Origin of the sequence: Streptococcus sp. LYSM12 (assembly GCF_004569635.1) — a bacterium.
Taxonomy (GTDB): Bacteria; Bacillota; Bacilli; order Lactobacillales; family Streptococcaceae; genus Streptococcus.
Map to the genome: position 1 here is coordinate 48,767 of NZ_SPOZ01000005.1, position 18,889 is coordinate 67,655.

The 18,889-nt window shown below is 42.6% G+C and carries 17 protein-coding genes; 5 read left to right on the plus strand and 12 right to left on the minus strand.

Annotated features, from left to right (window positions below; genetic code table 11):
• The first annotated feature begins 29 nt into the window (after positions 1 to 29).
• Positions 30 to 986, plus strand: coding sequence for a bifunctional biotin--[acetyl-CoA-carboxylase] ligase/biotin operon repressor BirA (gene birA, locus E4T79_RS02500; protein WP_135027288.1), 957 nt, complete (start codon positions 30 to 32; stop codon positions 984 to 986).
• Here the strand turns inward: birA and E4T79_RS02505 are convergent.
• The 9 genes from E4T79_RS02505 to udk form a co-directional block, all read right to left on the minus strand.
• On the minus strand, positions 946 to 1,140 hold the full coding sequence (locus tag E4T79_RS02505) for a DUF3272 family protein (RefSeq protein WP_135027289.1): 195 nt from the start codon (positions 1,138 to 1,140) through the stop codon (positions 946 to 948). The genes birA and E4T79_RS02505 overlap by 41 nt on opposite strands.
• Positions 1,141 to 1,316: 176 nt before the next feature.
• Positions 1,317 to 2,993: a DNA polymerase III subunit gamma/tau gene (gene dnaX / locus E4T79_RS02510; protein ID WP_135027291.1), complete on the minus strand. Its 1,677-nt coding sequence runs from the start codon at positions 2,991 to 2,993 to the stop codon at positions 1,317 to 1,319.
• A complete protein-coding gene (locus tag E4T79_RS02515) occupies positions 2,993 to 3,490 on the minus strand; it encodes a GAF domain-containing protein (protein ID WP_135027293.1) in 498 nt (165 codons plus the stop codon). Before E4T79_RS02515 ends, dnaX begins: the two co-directional genes overlap by 1 nt.
• A gap of 87 nt (positions 3,491 to 3,577) precedes the next feature.
• On the minus strand, positions 3,578 to 4,177 hold the full coding sequence (gene leuD, locus E4T79_RS02520; protein WP_135027295.1) for a 3-isopropylmalate dehydratase small subunit: 600 nt from the start codon (positions 4,175 to 4,177) through the stop codon (positions 3,578 to 3,580).
• 2 nt (positions 4,178 to 4,179) lie between these two features.
• Entirely contained in the window at positions 4,180 to 5,562 is a 1,383-nt protein-coding gene (gene leuC, locus E4T79_RS02525) for a 3-isopropylmalate dehydratase large subunit (RefSeq protein ID WP_135027297.1), read from the minus strand.
• A gap of 1 nt (position 5,563) precedes the next feature.
• Positions 5,564 to 5,833: a DUF1294 domain-containing protein gene (locus E4T79_RS02530; RefSeq protein WP_135027299.1), complete on the minus strand. Its 270-nt coding sequence runs from the start codon at positions 5,831 to 5,833 to the stop codon at positions 5,564 to 5,566.
• On the minus strand, positions 5,830 to 6,864 hold the full coding sequence (gene leuB / locus E4T79_RS02535; RefSeq protein WP_135027301.1) for a 3-isopropylmalate dehydrogenase: 1,035 nt from the start codon (positions 6,862 to 6,864) through the stop codon (positions 5,830 to 5,832). Before leuB ends, E4T79_RS02530 begins: the two co-directional genes overlap by 4 nt.
• 15 nt (positions 6,865 to 6,879) lie before the next feature.
• Entirely contained in the window at positions 6,880 to 8,436 is a 1,557-nt protein-coding gene (locus tag E4T79_RS02540; protein WP_135027302.1) for a 2-isopropylmalate synthase, read from the minus strand.
• Between the two features lie 888 nt (positions 8,437 to 9,324).
• Positions 9,325 to 9,954: a uridine kinase gene (gene udk / locus E4T79_RS02545; protein WP_135027304.1), complete on the minus strand. Its 630-nt coding sequence runs from the start codon at positions 9,952 to 9,954 to the stop codon at positions 9,325 to 9,327.
• A 346-nt stretch (positions 9,955 to 10,300) separates the two neighbouring features.
• On the opposite strand from udk, the gene E4T79_RS02550 reads away from it, so the two are divergent.
• Positions 10,301 to 11,302, plus strand: a complete 1,002-nt coding sequence (locus tag E4T79_RS02550; RefSeq protein WP_135027306.1) for a Gfo/Idh/MocA family oxidoreductase — start codon at positions 10,301 to 10,303, stop codon at positions 11,300 to 11,302.
• On the plus strand, positions 11,280 to 12,362 hold the full coding sequence (locus E4T79_RS02555) for a DEAD/DEAH box helicase (protein ID WP_135027308.1): 1,083 nt from the start codon (positions 11,280 to 11,282) through the stop codon (positions 12,360 to 12,362). The genes E4T79_RS02550 and E4T79_RS02555 overlap by 23 nt, the downstream gene beginning before the upstream one ends.
• Before the next feature lie 849 nt (positions 12,363 to 13,211).
• On the opposite strand, the gene E4T79_RS02560 is transcribed toward E4T79_RS02555, so the two are convergent.
• From E4T79_RS02560 to E4T79_RS02570, 3 genes are all read right to left on the minus strand, one after another.
• Positions 13,212 to 14,609, minus strand: a complete 1,398-nt coding sequence (locus E4T79_RS02560; RefSeq protein WP_135027310.1) for a polysaccharide deacetylase family protein — start codon at positions 14,607 to 14,609, stop codon at positions 13,212 to 13,214.
• Positions 14,610 to 14,700: 91 nt separating this feature from the next.
• On the minus strand, positions 14,701 to 15,084 hold the full coding sequence (locus tag E4T79_RS02565; protein ID WP_135027312.1) for a VOC family protein: 384 nt from the start codon (positions 15,082 to 15,084) through the stop codon (positions 14,701 to 14,703).
• A gap of 437 nt (positions 15,085 to 15,521) precedes the next feature.
• The gene (locus E4T79_RS02570) at positions 15,522 to 16,214 is read right to left on the minus strand and encodes a phosphoglycerate mutase (protein ID WP_135027314.1); all 693 of its coding nucleotides are present in this window, start codon (positions 16,212 to 16,214) and stop codon (positions 15,522 to 15,524) included.
• Between the two features lie 302 nt (positions 16,215 to 16,516).
• On the opposite strand from E4T79_RS02570, the gene E4T79_RS02575 reads away from it, so the two are divergent.
• Positions 16,517 to 17,701 (plus strand): acetyl-CoA C-acetyltransferase, encoded by a 1,185-nt coding sequence (locus E4T79_RS02575; protein WP_135027316.1) that lies wholly within the window; start codon positions 16,517 to 16,519, stop codon positions 17,699 to 17,701.
• A 3-nt stretch (positions 17,702 to 17,704) separates the two neighbouring features.
• Positions 17,705 to 18,868: a hydroxymethylglutaryl-CoA synthase gene (locus E4T79_RS02580; RefSeq protein ID WP_135027318.1), complete on the plus strand. Its 1,164-nt coding sequence runs from the start codon at positions 17,705 to 17,707 to the stop codon at positions 18,866 to 18,868.
• Positions 18,869 to 18,889: the final 21 nt, after the last annotated feature.

Below are 18,889 nucleotides of genomic sequence, written 5' to 3' on the forward strand. Positions count from 1 at the left end.
TTAAGTGCTTTTTTTGTTATAATGGAAGCATGAAAACCTATGAAAAAATTTACAAACTCTTATGGAATACCAAAGACTCTATCAGCGAAGAAGAGCTAGCCCAGACATTAGGAATTTCAAGAACCTCTGTCTGGAAAGGCATCAAGTCTTTAGAAAAGCAGGGACTTATCATTAAGGTAAGCTCCAATCGGAGCTATCGCTTGGAACAGGGTGACCTATTGCTCCCTGAAGAAATAGCGCAAAATCTTGGCATTCCTGTTCATTTTATGACAGATAGTACTTCAACACAGCTAGATGCAAAACGCGGAATTGAGCGTCAGGATAAGAGTCCTGCCCTCTATCTAGCACCCACTCAAGCCCAAGCCCAGGGGCGGTTTGGTAGATCCTTTTTCACAGCTAAAACCGGTGGGATTTACATGACCTTACGCCTACGTCCTGAGGCTAGCTTCAAAGATTTGAAACCCTATACTCTCCTCGTTGCAGCAGCCATTGTCAAGGCTATTGAGCAGTTAACCGACATTCAAGTCAATATCAAATGGGTCAACGATATTTACCAAAATGGCAAGAAAATCGCTGGGATTTTAACCGAGTCTATTTCTTCCGTTGAAGCCCAAGTCGTAACCGACATAATCATCGGGGTGGGCCTGAATTTTCACCTGCTTGATTTACCAGCAGAGCTATCAAAAACCGCAAGCAGTCTCTTCACAGATACCCCTTCTATCACACGGAATCAGTTGATCACAAAAATCTGGCACATCTTTTTCACCACTAGCGAGGAAGAATTACTGACTTTATACAAAAAAAAATCACTTGTCCTAGGAAAACAAGTGACCTTTTCACAACAAAATCAACACTACTGCGGACTAGCTACAGCCATTACTGACACCGGAACTCTTCAAGTCCAGTTAGAAGATGGCTCCCTTAAAATGCTCTCAAGCGGGGACATTAGCCTTGCTTCTTGGTCAGATTCTCCAAGACCCGAATGACCTTACTCACCCGATAACTCAAGCGGAGATTGCGTACGACAAAAAATCCATAAATGAGGGTCCAAACATAGTCCCCCGCCAAAATTGACTCATTCATCCAGTAAGTCGCAAAGACTGTCGTAATGGTAAGAAAGATAAATTGTGTTACTCTCATAGGTCTAGTATATCACTCCCAAATAATAGTTGCCAATCAACTTGCATCACATTGTAGCAAAGTCTACCAAATCAGCCTTTAAGCTGATTTTTTGTGTATTTCCATTCTGATAGTCATCGGATACTGGTTGGGAAGTGCTGAAGAAAGTATCATTTGGATTCTCCACAGATATTGATTCAATCCTCCACAACCGTGATATCATCTGCCAAGAATTGGAAAGCTTCTGGGACAAGGGGTTCTTCTACAACTTCTGGCGCAGCTTCTTTTTGTCCTTTTACCTTGACTGAAAAGTCCGCACGCATGGTCAACCAATCCTCGTGAGCAATGGCTAAAATATGGGGAGAAAATCCTGCTGCCTTGCTGAGGATATTGCCAAACATGGTATCTAAATTCTCCCGCTTCATGGTTTGTTCGGCATTGAACGTTGATTCAAAGGCTAGGATTGCATGGTGTTCATTGGCTGCAACAGGTTGAGAACCAACCAACAAGGCCTTATCCGCTCCTGAGAGACTTTCAATAATTTCTCCCCAAGCATTTTGCAGCCGGGTCAAATTCTCCCGCGCCAGACTTGGATTTTCCATCGCTTCCTGCAAGATAGCGTGGACCTTATTCGTATCTGGACGGTATTTTTTACTGACCTGCGGTTTGCGCGAAACTGGCTTGACTTCAAGCGGTTGTTTGCCAAGGCTGGCCAACTGTTGTTGCAGAGATTGGACCTGGGTTTGAAGAGTTTGAAGCTGCTCACGGACATTATCTGGAATAGCTGCTGACTCTTGACCAATCTTTTGATCTGAAACATCTGCCAGGCGAATCGTCATCATTTCAGCATAAATCTTGGGCTGGGGACTCGTTTTAATATCCACCAAGGAGCGCGTGACCGTTTCAATCATGGCAAAAATCCGCTCCTGCCCCATTTGGAGATTATCTGAAAAAATGGAGCTTGTACGAGGATTTTCCCCACCTGCTTGTACAATCAGCAAATCCCGTAAATAGTAAAGGATGTCCGTTGTAAACCGAATCATGCTCTTGCCATTATCAAAAACGGTCTGCAAATGTGTCAAAGCTGTAGAAGCATCTTGCTCACGAATACTTTCCATATAGGAATCCAGAGCTTTAAGACCGATTGAACCTGTAATTTCCTCTGCTACTTCAAGAGTTAAATCATGGTCTGCACTAAGGCTAAGAGCCTGATCTAAAATAGACAAGGCATCCCGCATGCCGCCCTCAGCCCGGCGAGCAATCATCGCAAGAGCCTGCTCATCAAAGCCGATCTTTTCTTGGTCCAGAATATAGGCCAAATGATGTGTAATATCTGTCGCCTTAATCGATTTAAACTCAAAACGCTGAACTCGTGATAAAATCGTTGCCGGAATCTTGTGCAACTCGGTCGTTGCGAGAATAAAGACTACATTTTCTGTCGGCTCTTCCAAGGTTTTCAAGAGGGCGTTAAAAGCTCCCGTTGAAAGCATATGAACCTCATCAATAATATAAACCTTATAGTGAGCAAAACTCGGTGCATATGTTGATTTATCACGAATATCACGGATTTCATCGACCCCATTATTTGAGGCCGCATCAATCTCAATCACATCTTCCAAACTTCCTTCGGTAATAGCCTTGCAGACATAGCAATCATTACAAGGTTCCCCGCCCACTTGATTGGGACAATTCATGGCTTTGGCAAAAATTTTGGCAGCTGATGTTTTCCCTGTTCCTCTAGGACCAGAAAAAAGATAGGCGTGGCTGATTTTTTTTTGTTCAATAGCCTGCTTGAGAGTGACTGCTACTACTTCTTGCCCGACCATTTCTCCAAAGGTTTGACTACGGTATTTCCGATAAAGAGCTTGATACATTAATTTTTCTCTCCAAACATGGCAAAATTCCAATCCGTCCCCTCTACTAAGAGAGCTACGAAGCGTTCTAGATATTCCTTGTCAAGGCTATCATAATCTGCCTCCAAGCGAGAATCCAAGTCCAGTACACCGAGTAATTGACCATTTTTAATCATGGGCACGACAATCTCGGACAAGGCTTTCGCATCGCAGGAAATATAATTAGCATGTGTCCGCACATCGTCTACGATGATTGTTCTGCTTTCTTCAGCCGCTTGTCCACAAACACCTTTTCCAAGTGCAATATGCACGCAAGAGACGCCCCCTTGGAAAGGGCCTAAGATTAACTCTCTTCCGTCAAATAGATAAAAACCTGCAAAAACTGAATTAGGTAGAGCTTGGTAAAGGAGGGCTGAGCTGTTGGACAAATTAGAAAGAGCATTGCGTTCGCCTGCAAGAAGCCCTGTAAGCTGGGCTAAGAGTAAGTCATAATGTGATTTTTTTTCTTGTTCTAACATAGTTTACATTATAGCATAAAAGGAGACAAAAAGAGGGATAGAGCCGTTCTTTTCTTGTGAAATTCTCTTTCCCCATTATCTTTACCACTACTCATCATTTCTCCAATAGGAGGGTCGCTTGCGCTCATAGGCTGCAATCAACTCCTCATATTGAAGTGTCATACCAATATCATCTAACCCATTTAAAAGCTTGTACTTCCACTCGCTATCGATGTCAAAGTGAAAATCACCTACAGGTGAAGCAATCGTCTGTCGTTCGAGATCAACAGTGACGTGTTCATCGGGCGCAAGCCCTGCCAATTTCTCACGGACTTCTCTAGGCTGGACAATGGGTAAGATGCCGTTGTTTAATTCGTTGTTATAGTGAATATCTCCAAAAGAACCTGCAATCACAACTTTAAAACCATAGTCTACTAAGGCCCAAGCTGCATGCTCCCGAGACGAACCTGCTCCAAAATTATCGCCCGTCACTAAAATGGTCGCTCGTCGATACTCATCCTTATTAAAAACAAATTCAGGATTCTCCGTATAAGCATGGTCCAAGTAACGCCAAGCATACATGAGGTACTTGCCAAATCCTTTCTTGTCAATCAACTTGAGAAATTGCTTGGGGAGAAGCTGGTCTGTATCAATATTATCATTCATGAGCGGGACAGTCGTTCCCCTATAAATGTTGAATTTTTCCATATTCAGTCTACCTCCGTAACGTTTCGCACATCAACGAAGCGACCAGCGATTGCTGCAGCTGCTGCCATAGCTGGACTGCACAGATGTGTCTTGGCTCCAAAGCCTTGTCTGTCCTCAAAGTTTCGATTGCTGGTTGAGGCACAATGGACACCGTCTGGCACCTTATCTGGATTCATGCCTAAGCACATGGAACATCCCGGATCCCGCCATTCAAAACCTGCCTCCAAGAAAATCTTATCTAAGCCCATTTTCTCAGCTGCTCGCTTAACAGGTCGACTTCCCGGCACGACAATGGCCGTCAAATTAGGGGCAATCTTCTTGCCTTTGACAAATTTGGCCGCAAGCACTAAATCACTCAAACGAGCATTGGTACAGGAACCGATAAAGATATAGCCCAGCTCAATCTCTTCAATCTTCTGCCCTGGACGAATCCCCATATACTGATAAGCCCGCTCATCATTGATATCCTTGATAGCAGGAAAAGCTTCATGAAAGGCAACCCCCATGGACGGATTTGTTCCCCACGTCACCATGGGTGCTAAGGTTGATACATCTATCCGGATGACTTTATCATAAACCGCATCCTCATCTGAAACCAAGGTCTGCCAATCAGCAATCGCAGCTTCCATGTCACTAGGAGCATGAGCTGTCTGTTTCACGTAATCATAGGTCTTTTGATCAGGATTCATCATACCAATTTTTGAACCAAATTCAATGGACATATTGCAGATGGTCATCCGTTCTTCCATGCTGAGGCGCTCCACTGCATCTCCACGATATTCGACCGCATACCCAACACCCAATCCGACCCCATGCCTTGCAATCAAAGCTAAAATATAATCCTTGGCATAAACTCCTTTCGGTGCCAATCCGACAAATTCGATTAAAAGTTTCTTGGGCTTAACCTGCCAAATAGTCTGGGTAGCAAAGACATGTTCGACTTCGCTGGTTCCGATACCAAAGGCCAAGGCACCAAAAGCCCCGTGTGTTGCCGTATGACTATCTCCGCAGACAATAACCTTTCCTGGTTGTGTAAGACCTGTTTCAGGTCCAATCATATGGACGATGCCTTGTAGCTCTGAACCATGATCAGCACAATCAATGCCAAACTCAACCACATTTTCTGCTAGTTTATCCATCTGCGCTTTTGAAATCACATCTCGAATATCATAGATGTTGACTGTTGGCACATTGTGATCAAACGTTCCATAAGTCAAATCTGGTCTGCGCAGGCATCTACCTGCATCACGCAAACCTTGAAAAGCCTGAGGACTCGTCACTTCATGAATATAATGTTGATCTACATACAAGAGCTGTGGTTGCCCCAACCTGCCTGTAATGACATGGCGCTCCCAGAGCTTGTCCAAAATTGATTTTCCAGTCATCCTACCTCCAAATCCAATAGATGATTGCTCCATCTATCATCAGTCCGAGTAACCAAGCCACTCGAAAATACCATTTTTTCGTCTTATGGTGGAAACGGGTTCCGCCAGCCCAGGCACCAATACCACCACCTAGAATACTCATTGCAAGCAACGTTTTTTCTGGAATGCGATAGATTTGCTTTCGAGCTTTTCCTTTGTCTAACCCATAAGTCATAAAGACGGTGATATTCCAGATTACAAGAAGCATACTAACCATTTGTTTCATTGTCATAACTGTTTGATAATCGCTTCTACCGCTTCTTGGGTAGAGGCTTTTCCTCCTAAATCTCTAGTCAAGATCCATTGAGCAAAACTTGCTTCAACAGCATCTTCTATTTGTTGAGCGACCGCAATTTCTCCAAACGTTTCCCGCAACATCATGGCAAGGGATAAAATCATGCTCGTAGGATTGGCAATCCCCTGCCCTGCAATATCAGGAGCTGATCCGTGAATTGGCTCGTAAAGACTAACCCCTGTTCCATGACTAGCTGACGGCATGACCCCCAGCGTACCCGATAGGACACTGGCCTCATCTGACAAAATATCGCCAAAAAGATTCTCCGTCACCAAGACATCAAATTGAGCAGGATTGGTAATCATAACCATAGCCACGCTATCGACCAATTGGTGCTCCAACATCACATCAGGATAGTCTTTGGCAACCCTATCTGCTACATTGCGCCACAATTTTGAAGTTGCAAGAACATTTTGCTTGTCAATACTGGTCACCTTTTTCTTACGCACCCGTGCTAGTTCAAAAGCTTGGCGCAAAATCCGTTCAATCTCAAAAGCCTGGTATTCATTGACATCGCGTGCAATATCAGATTTTAGCTCATGTTTACCGAAATAAATGCCCCCTGTCAACTCGCGCACCACTACAAAATCCACATCCGCAAGTCGTTCTTCCTTTAACGGTGACAAATGCCTCAAGGCAGGGAAAATTTTGACTGGGCGAATGTTCGCATAAAGTCCCAATTCCCTACGTAGCATCAACAGACCTTGCTCTGGTCGAAGAGGGGCACTATCGTACTGAGGTCCTCCAATCGCAGCAAGTAGCACCGCATCAGCTTTTCTACAAGCCTCCAAGGTATCTTGGGGGAGCGGATGCCTTTTGGTATCAATTCCTGCACCACCAAAAGCTTTTTCCTCCAGTTTGTATTCAAAGGAGAGGTTTGGTTTGACTGCTTCTAGCACCTGCAAACCAGCTGCCATAATTTCAGGTCCAATTCCATCCCCTGCAAGGACAACGATTGTTTTTTTCATACAGAATCCCCTCGGTTAGTCTAGTATATCACGGTAAGATACGATATGCCCTATTATTCCTTCATTTTCCTTTTGGACAAAGATATTGGCATGAATATAGGCAATAGCGCTGGCTTTCAAGACATCAAAGTCCAGACCTGATGCGTTAAAAATAGTCTCAGTTGCCTGATTTTCCACAGTTACCAATACTCGCGCCTGCGAATCAATTCCGTCTGTCACTGCCTCAATATTGTAAGACAGAAGTTTGACATCTTGGTGGAAAAAGTCATCAATGGCATTGAAAATCGCCTCAACGCTCCCCTTACCAGTCGCTTGACACCCCACCTGCTCACCTTGAGCATTGACCAAGTAAACCATAGCCACCATGTGCTCTCCGTCCACTGCAAGGGTCAAATCATCAAAGTGGAAACCTTCTGGATTTTCCACGGTCACACCTGCAATTAAGGCCCGAATATCTGCATCTGTAATTTCTTGCTTCTTATCCGCCAAGGTTTTGAATTTACGGAACAATTTATTGATTTCTACCTCATCAAATTCCAAATCTAATTCTTTTAATTTCTCTATAAATGCATGGCGGCCAGAGAGTTTTCCAAGTGGTAAACTATTGTGTGTAACACCGACCAATTCTGGCGTAATGATTTCATAGGTGAGGGGATTTTTAAGAACTCCATCTTGGTGAATACCTGACTCGTGCGAGAAAGCATTTCCCCCTATGACAGCCTTGTTTTTAGGAATAGCAATTCCAGAAAAGCGCGAAACCATTTCAGATGTATGCATTGTTTCATTCAAGACAATATCTGTCTCCACCTGATAGTAGTCCGCACGGATATTGAGTGCAACAGCTACTTCTTCTAGAGCCGCATTTCCTGCTCGCTCACCGATTCCGTTCATCGTTCCCTCCACGCGCCCTGCTCCATTTTTTATAGCCGAAAGGCTATTTGCTACAGCTAGACCAAGATCATCGTGGCAATGAGGACTAAAGATAATCTCTCTTTCAGATACTACATTTTCAATCAGATACTTGAATATATAACCGTATTCGTCAGGTGTAGTAAAGCCGACTGTATCAGGAATATTGATATAGCTTGCACCTGCATCTACCGCCGTTTGCACCACTTCCAAAAGAAAGTCTAACTCCGTCCTTGTGCCATCTTCAGGTGAAAACTCTACCACATCAAACCTTGAACGAGCATAGCTGACATATTCTTTAATACTAGCAAGAATGTCTTCCTTGGTCTTTTTTAACTTAAACTCCCGGTGAATAGGGCTGGTTGCGATAAAGACATGAATCTGAGGATACTGAGCGTCTTTCAACGCCTCATAACAGGCATCAATATCTGACTTAACCAGACGAGCCAGACCTGTCACAGCAGTTGTTTTCATCGCTTTTGCAATCTCATTTACCGCCGTAAAGGAATCTGGACTAGCTGCAGGAAAACCTGCTTCAATGGCTGAAATACCCCATTTTTCTAGTTGCTTGGCAATGGCAATCTTCTCCTTAATGGAAAAATTCACTCCTGGGGTCTGCTCCCCGTCACGAAGACTGGTATCAAGAAATTCAACTTTACGCATAATCTACTCCTCTTTCTCCATAAATAAAAACATCTCACTTGACCCAGCGAGATGTTTACCCGCTTGGCCAGCCAAACAGGACTAATGCTTTTATGCACTAGCCCGCTCGTCGCAACAATAGGTTCATAGATAAAACAAGTTTCATTTGATCTTCTCCTTGTAGATGAATGATAGTATCGTATCATGTTTTAAACTTTATTGCAACAATTTTCTGTATTATTTTAATTATCTGACAATTATGCGTTGCTAACTGACTCCTATTGCCCACTTTTGATCGTTTTCTATACTCTGCCAAAATCAACATCTGAAAAACTTTGATTTTTATAACGAAGAATTGTGAAAGAATGAAGATAAAGGAGCTAGAAATTGACGTTTGCGGAGGCAAACGCTCCCTCGAAAGTAGGCTGAAAACCTCCACTGGAGCTTTTCACTCGTCGTACTTCCTATTTTTATAGTCATTTAGTGTATATTTTTTATTACTTCGTTTACTCGTCTTGCTGTACCATTGAGAAAAGTTACACTTTTCTTATCTGTCACTTGAAATAGTTATCAACTATTTCAACTACCTGCGACTCCTTGCCTAGTACTAAAAATAAACGAAACGGCTATACCGTAGCTGTTGCAAGATGCGCTTGCTTTACAGATACGGAAGAAACTATCCAGAGGAGAGTTTCTTAGGCACAGGGCACAATCGCTTTCTTAACACCCTCATATCTTGTTTACTCCCCACATAACATAATAAGAAAGAAGCGGCTATACCGCTTCTTTCTTACTGATAGTCTTTTAGTTTGCTTTTCGTACTAGGAAACGAGCTGCAGGCTGTACTGGAGTACGGTAAAGAGAGTTAACGAAGTCATACAAGATACACTAAATGGCTATACAATTCTCTTAGCCACGACTGCACAAGATGCTCTCAACCTTGGTGTTGAGTAAGTCGATTGCTACGACATTAGACACTCCCTCTGGGATGACGATATCAGCATAGCGTTTGGTAGGCTCAATAAATTGATGATACATGGGCTTTACCACACCAAGATATTGTTCAATAACGCTATCTAGGCTACGCCCCCGCTCTTCCATATCCCGCTTAATCCGACGGATAATCCGCACATCATCATCAGTATCCACAAAAATCTTAATATCCATTAAATCACGCAGTCGCTTATCTTCTAAGACAAGAATTCCCTCTACAATGAAGACATCCTGTGGTTCTTGGTGATAAGTCTTCTCAGAACGAGTATGCTGGGTATAATCGTAAATTGGAATATCAACCCCTCGACCTGCCAACAATTCACTAAGATGATAAATCATCAAATCTGTATCAAAAGCCAATGGATGATCATAGTTGGTCAAAATCCGTTCTTCAAAGGTCAAATGTGATTGATTTTTATAGTAGGAATCGTGCTCAATCATCGAAATTCGAGCGTTAGGGAAATTGTTCAAAATAGCGCGTGAAACACTGGTTTTTCCACCTCCTGAACCACCAGTTACGCCAATAATAATCGGTTTTTGTGCCATCGGTCACTCCTCATTTGTATTCATCCTATTGTACCATAAAAAGCCCCTCCGTGCAGGACAAAGACAGGAACGTTTTTTTAGTGAAATGTACATTTCTGAATTTCAATCGTCCATATTTTCTGTAAAAAAGGAGGAATACTGTAGCTGCTTTCTCCATGGACATACCTCTTACTGCCTACTCTATAAAATCAATAGCGAGTGAGCGTTCACAATTAAGAATTATGAAAGATTGAAGATAAGGATAACGAAGCTGGTCTCCCTCAAACCAACGAAAGCTTCCCACTCCCACCATTCTCACTCCATTCATGGTATAATAGTCTTATTACACAAGCAAAAGGATTACATCATGTTAAAACTGGGCATTATTGGAACAGGGGCTATTGCACATCATTTTGTCGCAGCAGCTCACGCAACAAAAAAATACCAACTCACAGCAGTCTATTCACGAACTATGGAAACTGCAAAATCATTTGCACAGGACTATGAATCAGAGGTCAATCTCTATATAACTATAGAGGAATTGTTAGCAAGTACTATCGACATTCTCTACATCGCAAGTCCCAATTCCCTCCACTATGAGCAAGCCAAGTCTGCACTCAAGGCGAGAAAGCATGTCATTGTTGAAAAGCCAGCTGTCACACGTCCCAATGAGTGGACTGACTTGGTAGAAACTGCAAAAGAAAAGAAAGTCTTCATCTTTGAAGCAGCCCGCAATTATCACGAAAATGCCTTTACTGTCATTGCTGATTTTTTAGCTGACAAGGATGTATGGGGTGCACATTTTAGCTATATGAAGTATTCCTCCAAGATGCCCGACCTCCTAGCAGGAAAAACTCCAAATGTCTTTTCGAGTCGGTTTGCAGGCGGTGCTCTCATGGATTTGGGGATTTATCCTGTCTATGCCAGCATTCGTCTCTTTGGATCTCCAGTTGATGCCCACTATCTGGCTCATCATCTGCCAAATAGGATTGATGTAAACGGTTCTGGTCAGCTGATTTATAAAGATTTCCAAGTGACAATTCAAACAGGGAAAAATAGTCATAGCTCACTCCCTGCAGAAATCTACACTAATCAGGGAACACTTGTATTGGATTCGATTGAGCATATCAGTTCTGCTATTTTCTACCCACTACAAGGAGAACCCCAGCCCTTGGCTATTTCAAAGGCAGCACATACCATGTTGGAGGAAGTAGTCCAATTTGCAAACATGATTGCCCAGCCACAACCTGACCTTTATGAAAGCTGGCTTCTTGCAGCACAGGCCGTCCACACTACTCTCTACCGCATGCGGCAGACTGCCCATATCCATTTTGAAGGAGATTTAAATGAAGATGACACTTCCCGCTAGTTGGCAAGACCAATTAGACAGCGCAGGTTTTACCAGTTTTACCCCTATTCAAGAACAGATTTTTGAGCCGATTCGGGCGGGGGAAACCATCCTTGGTATCAGCCCGACAGGGACTGGAAAAACTCTCGCCTACCTGCTACCTAGTCTCTTGAATATCCAGCCCCAAAAAGCCCAACAGTTGCTCATTTTAGCTCCAAATACAGAACTTGCTGGACAACTATTTGATGTTTGTAAAACCTGGGCTGAATTGATTGGACTTCAAGTACAGTTATTTCTATCTGGATCCAGCCAAAAACGTCAAATTGAACGCTTGAAAAAAGGACCTGAGATTCTGATTGGCACTCCTGGTCGGATTTTTGAGCTTATCAAACTCAAAAAAATCAAGATGACACATGTCAATACCATTATCCTAGATGAGTTTGACCAATTACTCAGCGATTCTCAGTATCCTTTTGTCGATAAGATTTGTCGCTACGCACCACGCAATCACCAGTTCATTTACATGAGTGCAACCAACCAAGTTGACCCAGATAAACTAGCTCCAGACACCCGTACCATTGCTGTTGACAACATGGAATTGACCAATATCCAGCACTTCTACTTGCAAGTTGATAAGAGAGAAAAAGTTGACTTACTTCGCAAGCTGTCCCACGTTGAAGACTTCCGTGGTCTTATCTTTTTCAATTCACTCTCTGATCTTGGCAGTGCAGAGGAGAAATTACAATACCGTGGCATCGAGGCCGTTTCCCTTGCGAGCGATGTCAATGTCAAATTCCGCAAGGTCATCTTGGAACAATTTAAAAACCATACCCTCACCTTGCTTCTCGCAACAGACTTGGTTGCGCGTGGCATTGATATTGATGCTCTTGAATGCGTTGTCAACTACGAGGTTCCACGCAATCAAGAAACCTATACCCACCGAGCAGGACGGACCGGTCGCATGGGACAAAACGGCTTCGTCATTACCCTCATTAGCCATCCAGAAGAGCTAAAAGCACTTAAAAAATACGCTTCCGTCCGCCAATTAGTTCTCAAAAATCAGATGCTATATGTGGAGTAATACTAATCAATTCAACATTTACTGTTTGAACTGCATTGGGTATAGCCTACTTGTTGAACTTTAGACCCAGCTTCACTATCTTTTTCCTGAGAGTGGGAAAGAACTCAAAACACATAAGAAAGAGTTCGATTTTTACCTTATTTCCTGCATTCTAGCTTCGGGCTAAAACGGTCTATTCCCAGACCGTCTCACTCCCACCCCCGCACAGCTCCAACAGTCAGAGTAGTGAGGACATGAAGCCAACGAGTTCGCAGCAATCCTAGAGGTCAGATGTGGAGTGGGAAACAGGAACAAATATGAGTAAAAAGCTCCAGTGGAGCTTTTTAGCCTGTTCCCTTAAAACAAAAAGGATCCGCAGTTCATTTCCCACCTTCAACGGCAGGATAGCCATTGAAGCAAATAACCACTGCGTCAACATCATTCAGTTCGCTGGGACCTTTGCCCAACCTCTTCAGATATTGATAGTTAGAAAGGATAGGCTACATAGAATATAATGAAAAACGAGGTTGGGTATTGTTTTCCCAACCTCGTTAAACTATATCGTCTGAACAGTTCGAGCTAACTATCCATAGTCCAGGGACTAAAAATTAGAAAGCAATGCCAGAACAGTGGATTCGTTTACTCCAATTCTAGAAATATAGTCATTTCATTTATATTTTTATTACTTCGTTCACTCGTCTTGCTGTACCATTGAGAAAAGTTACACTTTTCTTATCTGTCGCTTGAAATAGTTATCAACTATTTCAACTACCTGCGACTCCTTGCCTCGTACTAAAAATAAACGAAACGGCTATAAAAGAGCAAGAACAATCAGGACTTCAAAATCACGACCTTGTCCCCAGATCCATTTTATTGAGCAGGACGGGCTGACTGCTGATCATAATAAATCAACTGCGGATTCAAATTATTTCCGAGCAATTCGCTTACAGTCACCGATTGATAGCCTTGACTTGAGAGTTCATCTAAGACAGAGGTCAAGGAATTAACTGTTGATTGATGAATATCGTGCATTAAGATTATACTTCCTGGATAGATACAGGTCTTGATCTCATTCAAGATAGCTACGGGATTCCGACTCTGCCAGTCTTTTGAATCGACAGACCAATAGATGACTGGCATCTGCATAATAGATATAACAGACTGGTTAACCGAACCATAAGGTGGACGCATCATAGTCGGAGCTTGTCCAGTAACATTTTTAATCACTTCTTGAGTCTTCTTTATTTCTTGTCTGACTTGATCATCTGATAATGTGACAAGGTTGGCATGATCCCATGTATGATTAGCTACTTCATGCCCCTCTGCAACAATCCGTTTTAGAAGTTCCTCATTCCCTGGAACATTTTGCCCCAGAATAAAAAACGTTGCTTTCACATTGTATCTCTTTAGAATATCAAGGACCTGCGGTGTAGTAGTAGCATTTGGTCCATCATCAAATGTCAGTGCTATTCGTTTTTGATGCTTTTTGGCCTCTTCTTCAGCCTGATAGGCCGCATAGGCTTCTTGGTCGCTATGCGCTAGATATTCACTTCTTACAATCCCAAAAATAGCAGAAATTGGAAGCGCAATCTGCTTGAGTTGAAACTCTTTTTCTGCTACTTCAAGTTTCAACTGTCCCGGTTCATACACAAATGGATAATCCATCAAGTTGCTAGCTTCAAATTGGTCAACTATTTCTTTCACCTCTGCTTCTGCAACTTGCTTAGTTGTCAAATCAGCTTTCAACTGATTTCCAAAAGCCGTTTTTAAAGCGCCACTATCCGTCACAAGGCTTTCAAGTGTAAAGGGTTGCTGCTCCATTGTTAGGAGCAAGATAGCTCCTGTTTCTTTTTCAGCAGGCACTATCGAAAAAGGCTTCACTTGATAGCGTTCTGATTGAATTTGCTTAGCTTTTACACCCGTAAAATGGGTCGTAGCATCTTTAAGCGATACAAAAAAGAGCTCCTTGGTCTTGCCATTAGGCTTTTCAGTTCCGATTTTCTCTTCAATATAGGTCTTTATTTTTTCTTTAAAAACCGTATTTTCTCGTCCATTGTCATCCTTAGGAATCCCTGCTTCAACATGGATAGAACCAATATTGCCTTTTTGAATAAGCTGATGCTTCTTGTCAAATAACTGCGCCTGCTTCTCCGCAATAAAATGAGTAACTTTCTGATTTTGAAAATAGGCAAATGCCTGAGTTCCTAAAAGGACAGCAAGCCCCACCAAGACTAGATTTACGATAATAAGAACGATTCCTTTTTTCATTTTTATCTCACACTTCCTACTTCTCTAACAATCATCCCTCAATGAAAAAAGCAAGTCCCTTCTGTTTCATCCGCTTCTTGCCTCTTACTTTCTAATCCGCTCGAATAACTTCTACCCGATAACCGTCTGGATCCGTGACAAAATAATAGTGTCCAGGATTGCCTGGTAGACCAGACAAATCAGTTGTTGGATAACCTTGTGCCTTATGCTTCGCATTGTCTCCCTCTAAATCATCTGAAGAAAGCGCCAAATGTGAAAAACCATCACCTACTACGTACGGACCATGGTCATAATTATAGGTCAATTCCAGCTCAAATTCATCTCCAGGAAGCCCCAAATACACCAATGTAAACTTATGCTCAGGATAATCCTTGCGACGTATTTCCTTAAAGCCAAAAGCTCTTTCATAAAATTCCTGAGAAGCTTCTAAATTTTCAACACGCAGACAAGCGTGTAACATTTTCTTACTTGCCATTTCAATCTCCTTTTCTCACTATACTATCACTTGCATTATACCATAATTATTTATTTTCTCATGTATAGAAGATGTAACATCCGACTAATCTACCTGTTTTATAGTCATTTCGTTTATCTTTTATTACTTCGTTCACTCGTCTTGCTGTACCATTGAGAAAAGTTACACTTTTCTTATCTGTCACTTGAAATAGTTATCAACTATTTCAACTACCTGCGACTCCTTGCCTAGTACTAAAAGCTATAACAGTTCTTACTGTCCAGCATAGCTACAAGCAGACTCCCCATTTTAAAAATATCACTGTTTCCAAATTTTTAGCACAGAAAAAGACGATACTATTTTAAAAGGTAATTACTATAAAATAGGAAAAATCGCCTAAATCAACAATCCAAAAACATTGATTTTAAGCGATTTCTATTTATTTTCAACTCTAGGGCTTATTTTCCAAGATAGTATTCAGCTACGACGTTTAATTTTTCGTCAAATTCAAATACAAGTGGTGGGAAGTTTGGAATTTCCACGTCCATGATTTCATCGTCTGATAAGCCTTTGATATGTTTTACAAGGGCGCGAATTGAATTTCCATGTGCTCCTACGAATACATTTTGACCTGATTTGAGCGCTGGTGCAATCTTATCTTCCCAGAATGGAAGGGCACGCTCAAGTGTTACTTTCAAGTTTTCCGCATCTGGAACAACTGAATCGTCAAGCAAGGCATAGCGGCGATCAGTGTGTGCTGAATACTCGTCATCTTTTGCCATCGCTGGAGGCAATACATCGTAAGAACGACGCCAAATATGAACTTGCTCATCACCAAATTGTTCAGCTGCTTCTGCTTTGTTTTTACCAGTCAAACCACCATAGTGACGCTCGTTCAAACGCCAAGATTTTTCAACCGGAACCCATAACTGGTCTGCAGCTTCAAGAGCAAGGTTGGTCGTTTTAATCGCACGTTTTAAAACTGAGGTATAGGCTTGGTCAAATGCAATTCCCGCTTCTTTAATCAATTTACCAGCATCGATTGCTTGTTGTGTCCCCTTTTCAGACAAGTCAACATCTGCCCAACCTGTGAAAAGATTGGCCTTGTTCCACTCAGACTCACCGTGGCGAGCAAACACTAATTTTACCATTTGTTTATTTCTCCTTTTATTTTTGAGGTATCCCTCTTTACTTTTCTATTCTACACAAAAAGCGGGAAAAAAGCTAGCCCTATCCAAATCTGTTTGCGCTTACATTTTTTCGTGCTAGAAAATCAGCCCTAAGACTGAGATTTATTGCTATTATTTAACTTAAAAAATGGTATAATAGTAAGGCTGAATACGACACATTCACGATCATACATTCATTTCTTTTCTCTTTAATAACGCTAGAATAGGACAGCTTAACGAATCTGGATAGGAAATGGAAAAGCTATAGACTTATAGGAGTTCGCATGAAAAGAGTCGCAATCGTATCTGCCTACCGATCTGCTATTGGTAGTTTTGGAGGCAGTTTAAAGGATATTCACATTGCAGATTTAGGAGCACAGGTCTTACAGGCTGCCCTAACAAACGCGAATATCCCCCATAAACAAATCGATGAAGTCATTATTGGCAACGTCTTAAGTAGCGGACAAGGACAAAATATTGCCCGCCAAATTGCTATGAGAACTGGTCTGCCAGAGATGGTTTCTGCTTACACGGTCAATAAGGTCTGTGGATCCGGACTAAAATCAGTCCTCCTCGCAGCCCAATCGATCTTGCTTGGAGATAATGATATCGTGGTTGCAGGCGGGATTGAAATCATGAGTCAGGCTCCTTATCTTTCCAAGCAAAGTCGTTTTGGTGGTAAACTCGGACACCTGCAACTAGAAGATTCTCTCTTAACTGATGGCCTAACAGATGCTTTTAGTCAAGAGCACATGGGCATCACCGCTGAAAATGTCGCTGAAAAGTACGGTATCAGTCGCAAGGCACAAGACCGCTTTGCCCTGCATAGCCAAGAAAAGGCCGCCCTGGCCATTGAAACAGGACGGTTTACAGACGAGATTGTACCAATCCGCCTGCACACAGGAAAAGGAGAAAGCATCTTTGAAGTTGATGAATATCCTCGTCTTACTCCTCTTGAAAAATTGGCTAGTCTGCGCCCTGCCTTTAAAAAAGATGGGACAGTGACAGCTGCCAACGCCTCTGGAATCAATGACGGATGTGCGATGCTGGTCTTGATGTCTGATGATAAAATTCAAGAACTTGGTGTGACACCTCTGGCCTACATTGAAAGTTACGCAACAAGCGGACTCAATCCTAATTACATGGGACTTGGTCCCATTTTAGCCAGTCAAAAAGCACTCACTAAAGCAAATAAGACAATTGCTGACATTGACTTATTCGAACTCAATGAAGCCTTTGCTGCACAATCAATTCCTGTCATTCAAGAATTAGAAATCGATGCTAAAAAGGTAAATGTCAACGGAGGAGCTATCGCCCTTGGTCATCCAATCGGAGCCAGTGGCAGTCGCATCCTTGTCAGCCTCATCCACGAAATGCAAAAACGTGGTGACCATCTGGGACTTTGCTCTCTCTGTGTCGGAGGAGGGCAAGGTATTTCCTTGATTATCTCAACTGTACAAAAAGGATAAACTATGAATATTGGTATTGATAAAATCGGTTTTGCAGCGCCCAGCTATGTTTTAGACCTAGCTGATTTGGCGCTGGCGCGACAAATCGATCCTAATAAATTTAAAATTGGCTTACTCCAAAGTGAGATGGCTGTAGCTCCAGTTACCCAAGATATTGTGACCTTGGGAGCACAAGCTGCCGCCGCTATCTTATCAGAAGAGGACAAGGCAGCCATTGACATGATTATTGTCGGAACCGAATCAAGCATCGATCAGAGCAAGGCGGCGGCTGTCTTTATTCATCAACTCTTGGATATCCAACCCTTTGCCCGCTCAATTGAAATTAAAGAGGCCTGCTATGGAGCAACTGCTGGTCTAAGTCTAGCCAAAAGTCACATTGCCCAATTCCCTCACTCAAAAGTGCTCATCATTGCAAGTGATATTGCTAAATACGGCATTGCTTCAGGCGGAGAGCCAACTCAGGGAGCAGGAGCTATTGCCATGCTCGTCACAGCAGATCCCAACATCATGATTCTGAACAATGACAATGTCTGCCAGACCCGTGACATCATGGATTTTTGGCGTCCAAATTATGACAAATACCCTCGAGTAGATGGCAAATTTTCGACAGAACAATACACAGATTGCCTAACCACTACCTTTGACTACTATGCCAAACAAACGGGTAAAAGCCTAGCAGACTTTGCTGCTATGTGCTTGCACATTCCTTTCTCAAAACAGGGACTAAAGGGGCTGCAAGCTATTTGCCAAAATGATGACGAAACCTTGAACCGCCTAACCGAACGCTTCCATGAGGCAATTGTTTACAACCAAGTAGTCGGAAACATTTATACAGGCTCGATTTTCTTATCCCTGCTATCGCTTTTGGAAAATAGCCAAGTTCTAGAAACGGGCGACTCTATCCTCTTTTATAGCTATGGTAGCGGAGCTGTCTGTGAAATCTTTAGTGGAACACTCGTTGAGGGCTACCGCAATCAGTTAGCAACTACTAACCGCCTAGATCAGCTAAATGCGCGCAAACGCCTTAGCATTGCGGAATACGAAGCGGTCTTCTTTGAAGAAATCAAGCTGGATGAAGTAGGTAACGCTATTGACTTGCCGGCAGATGATTGTCCATTTGCTCTGCAATCAGTTGACCAACACAAACGCATTTACCGTAAGAATTAGAGGAAACGGCATCCTCTTGGC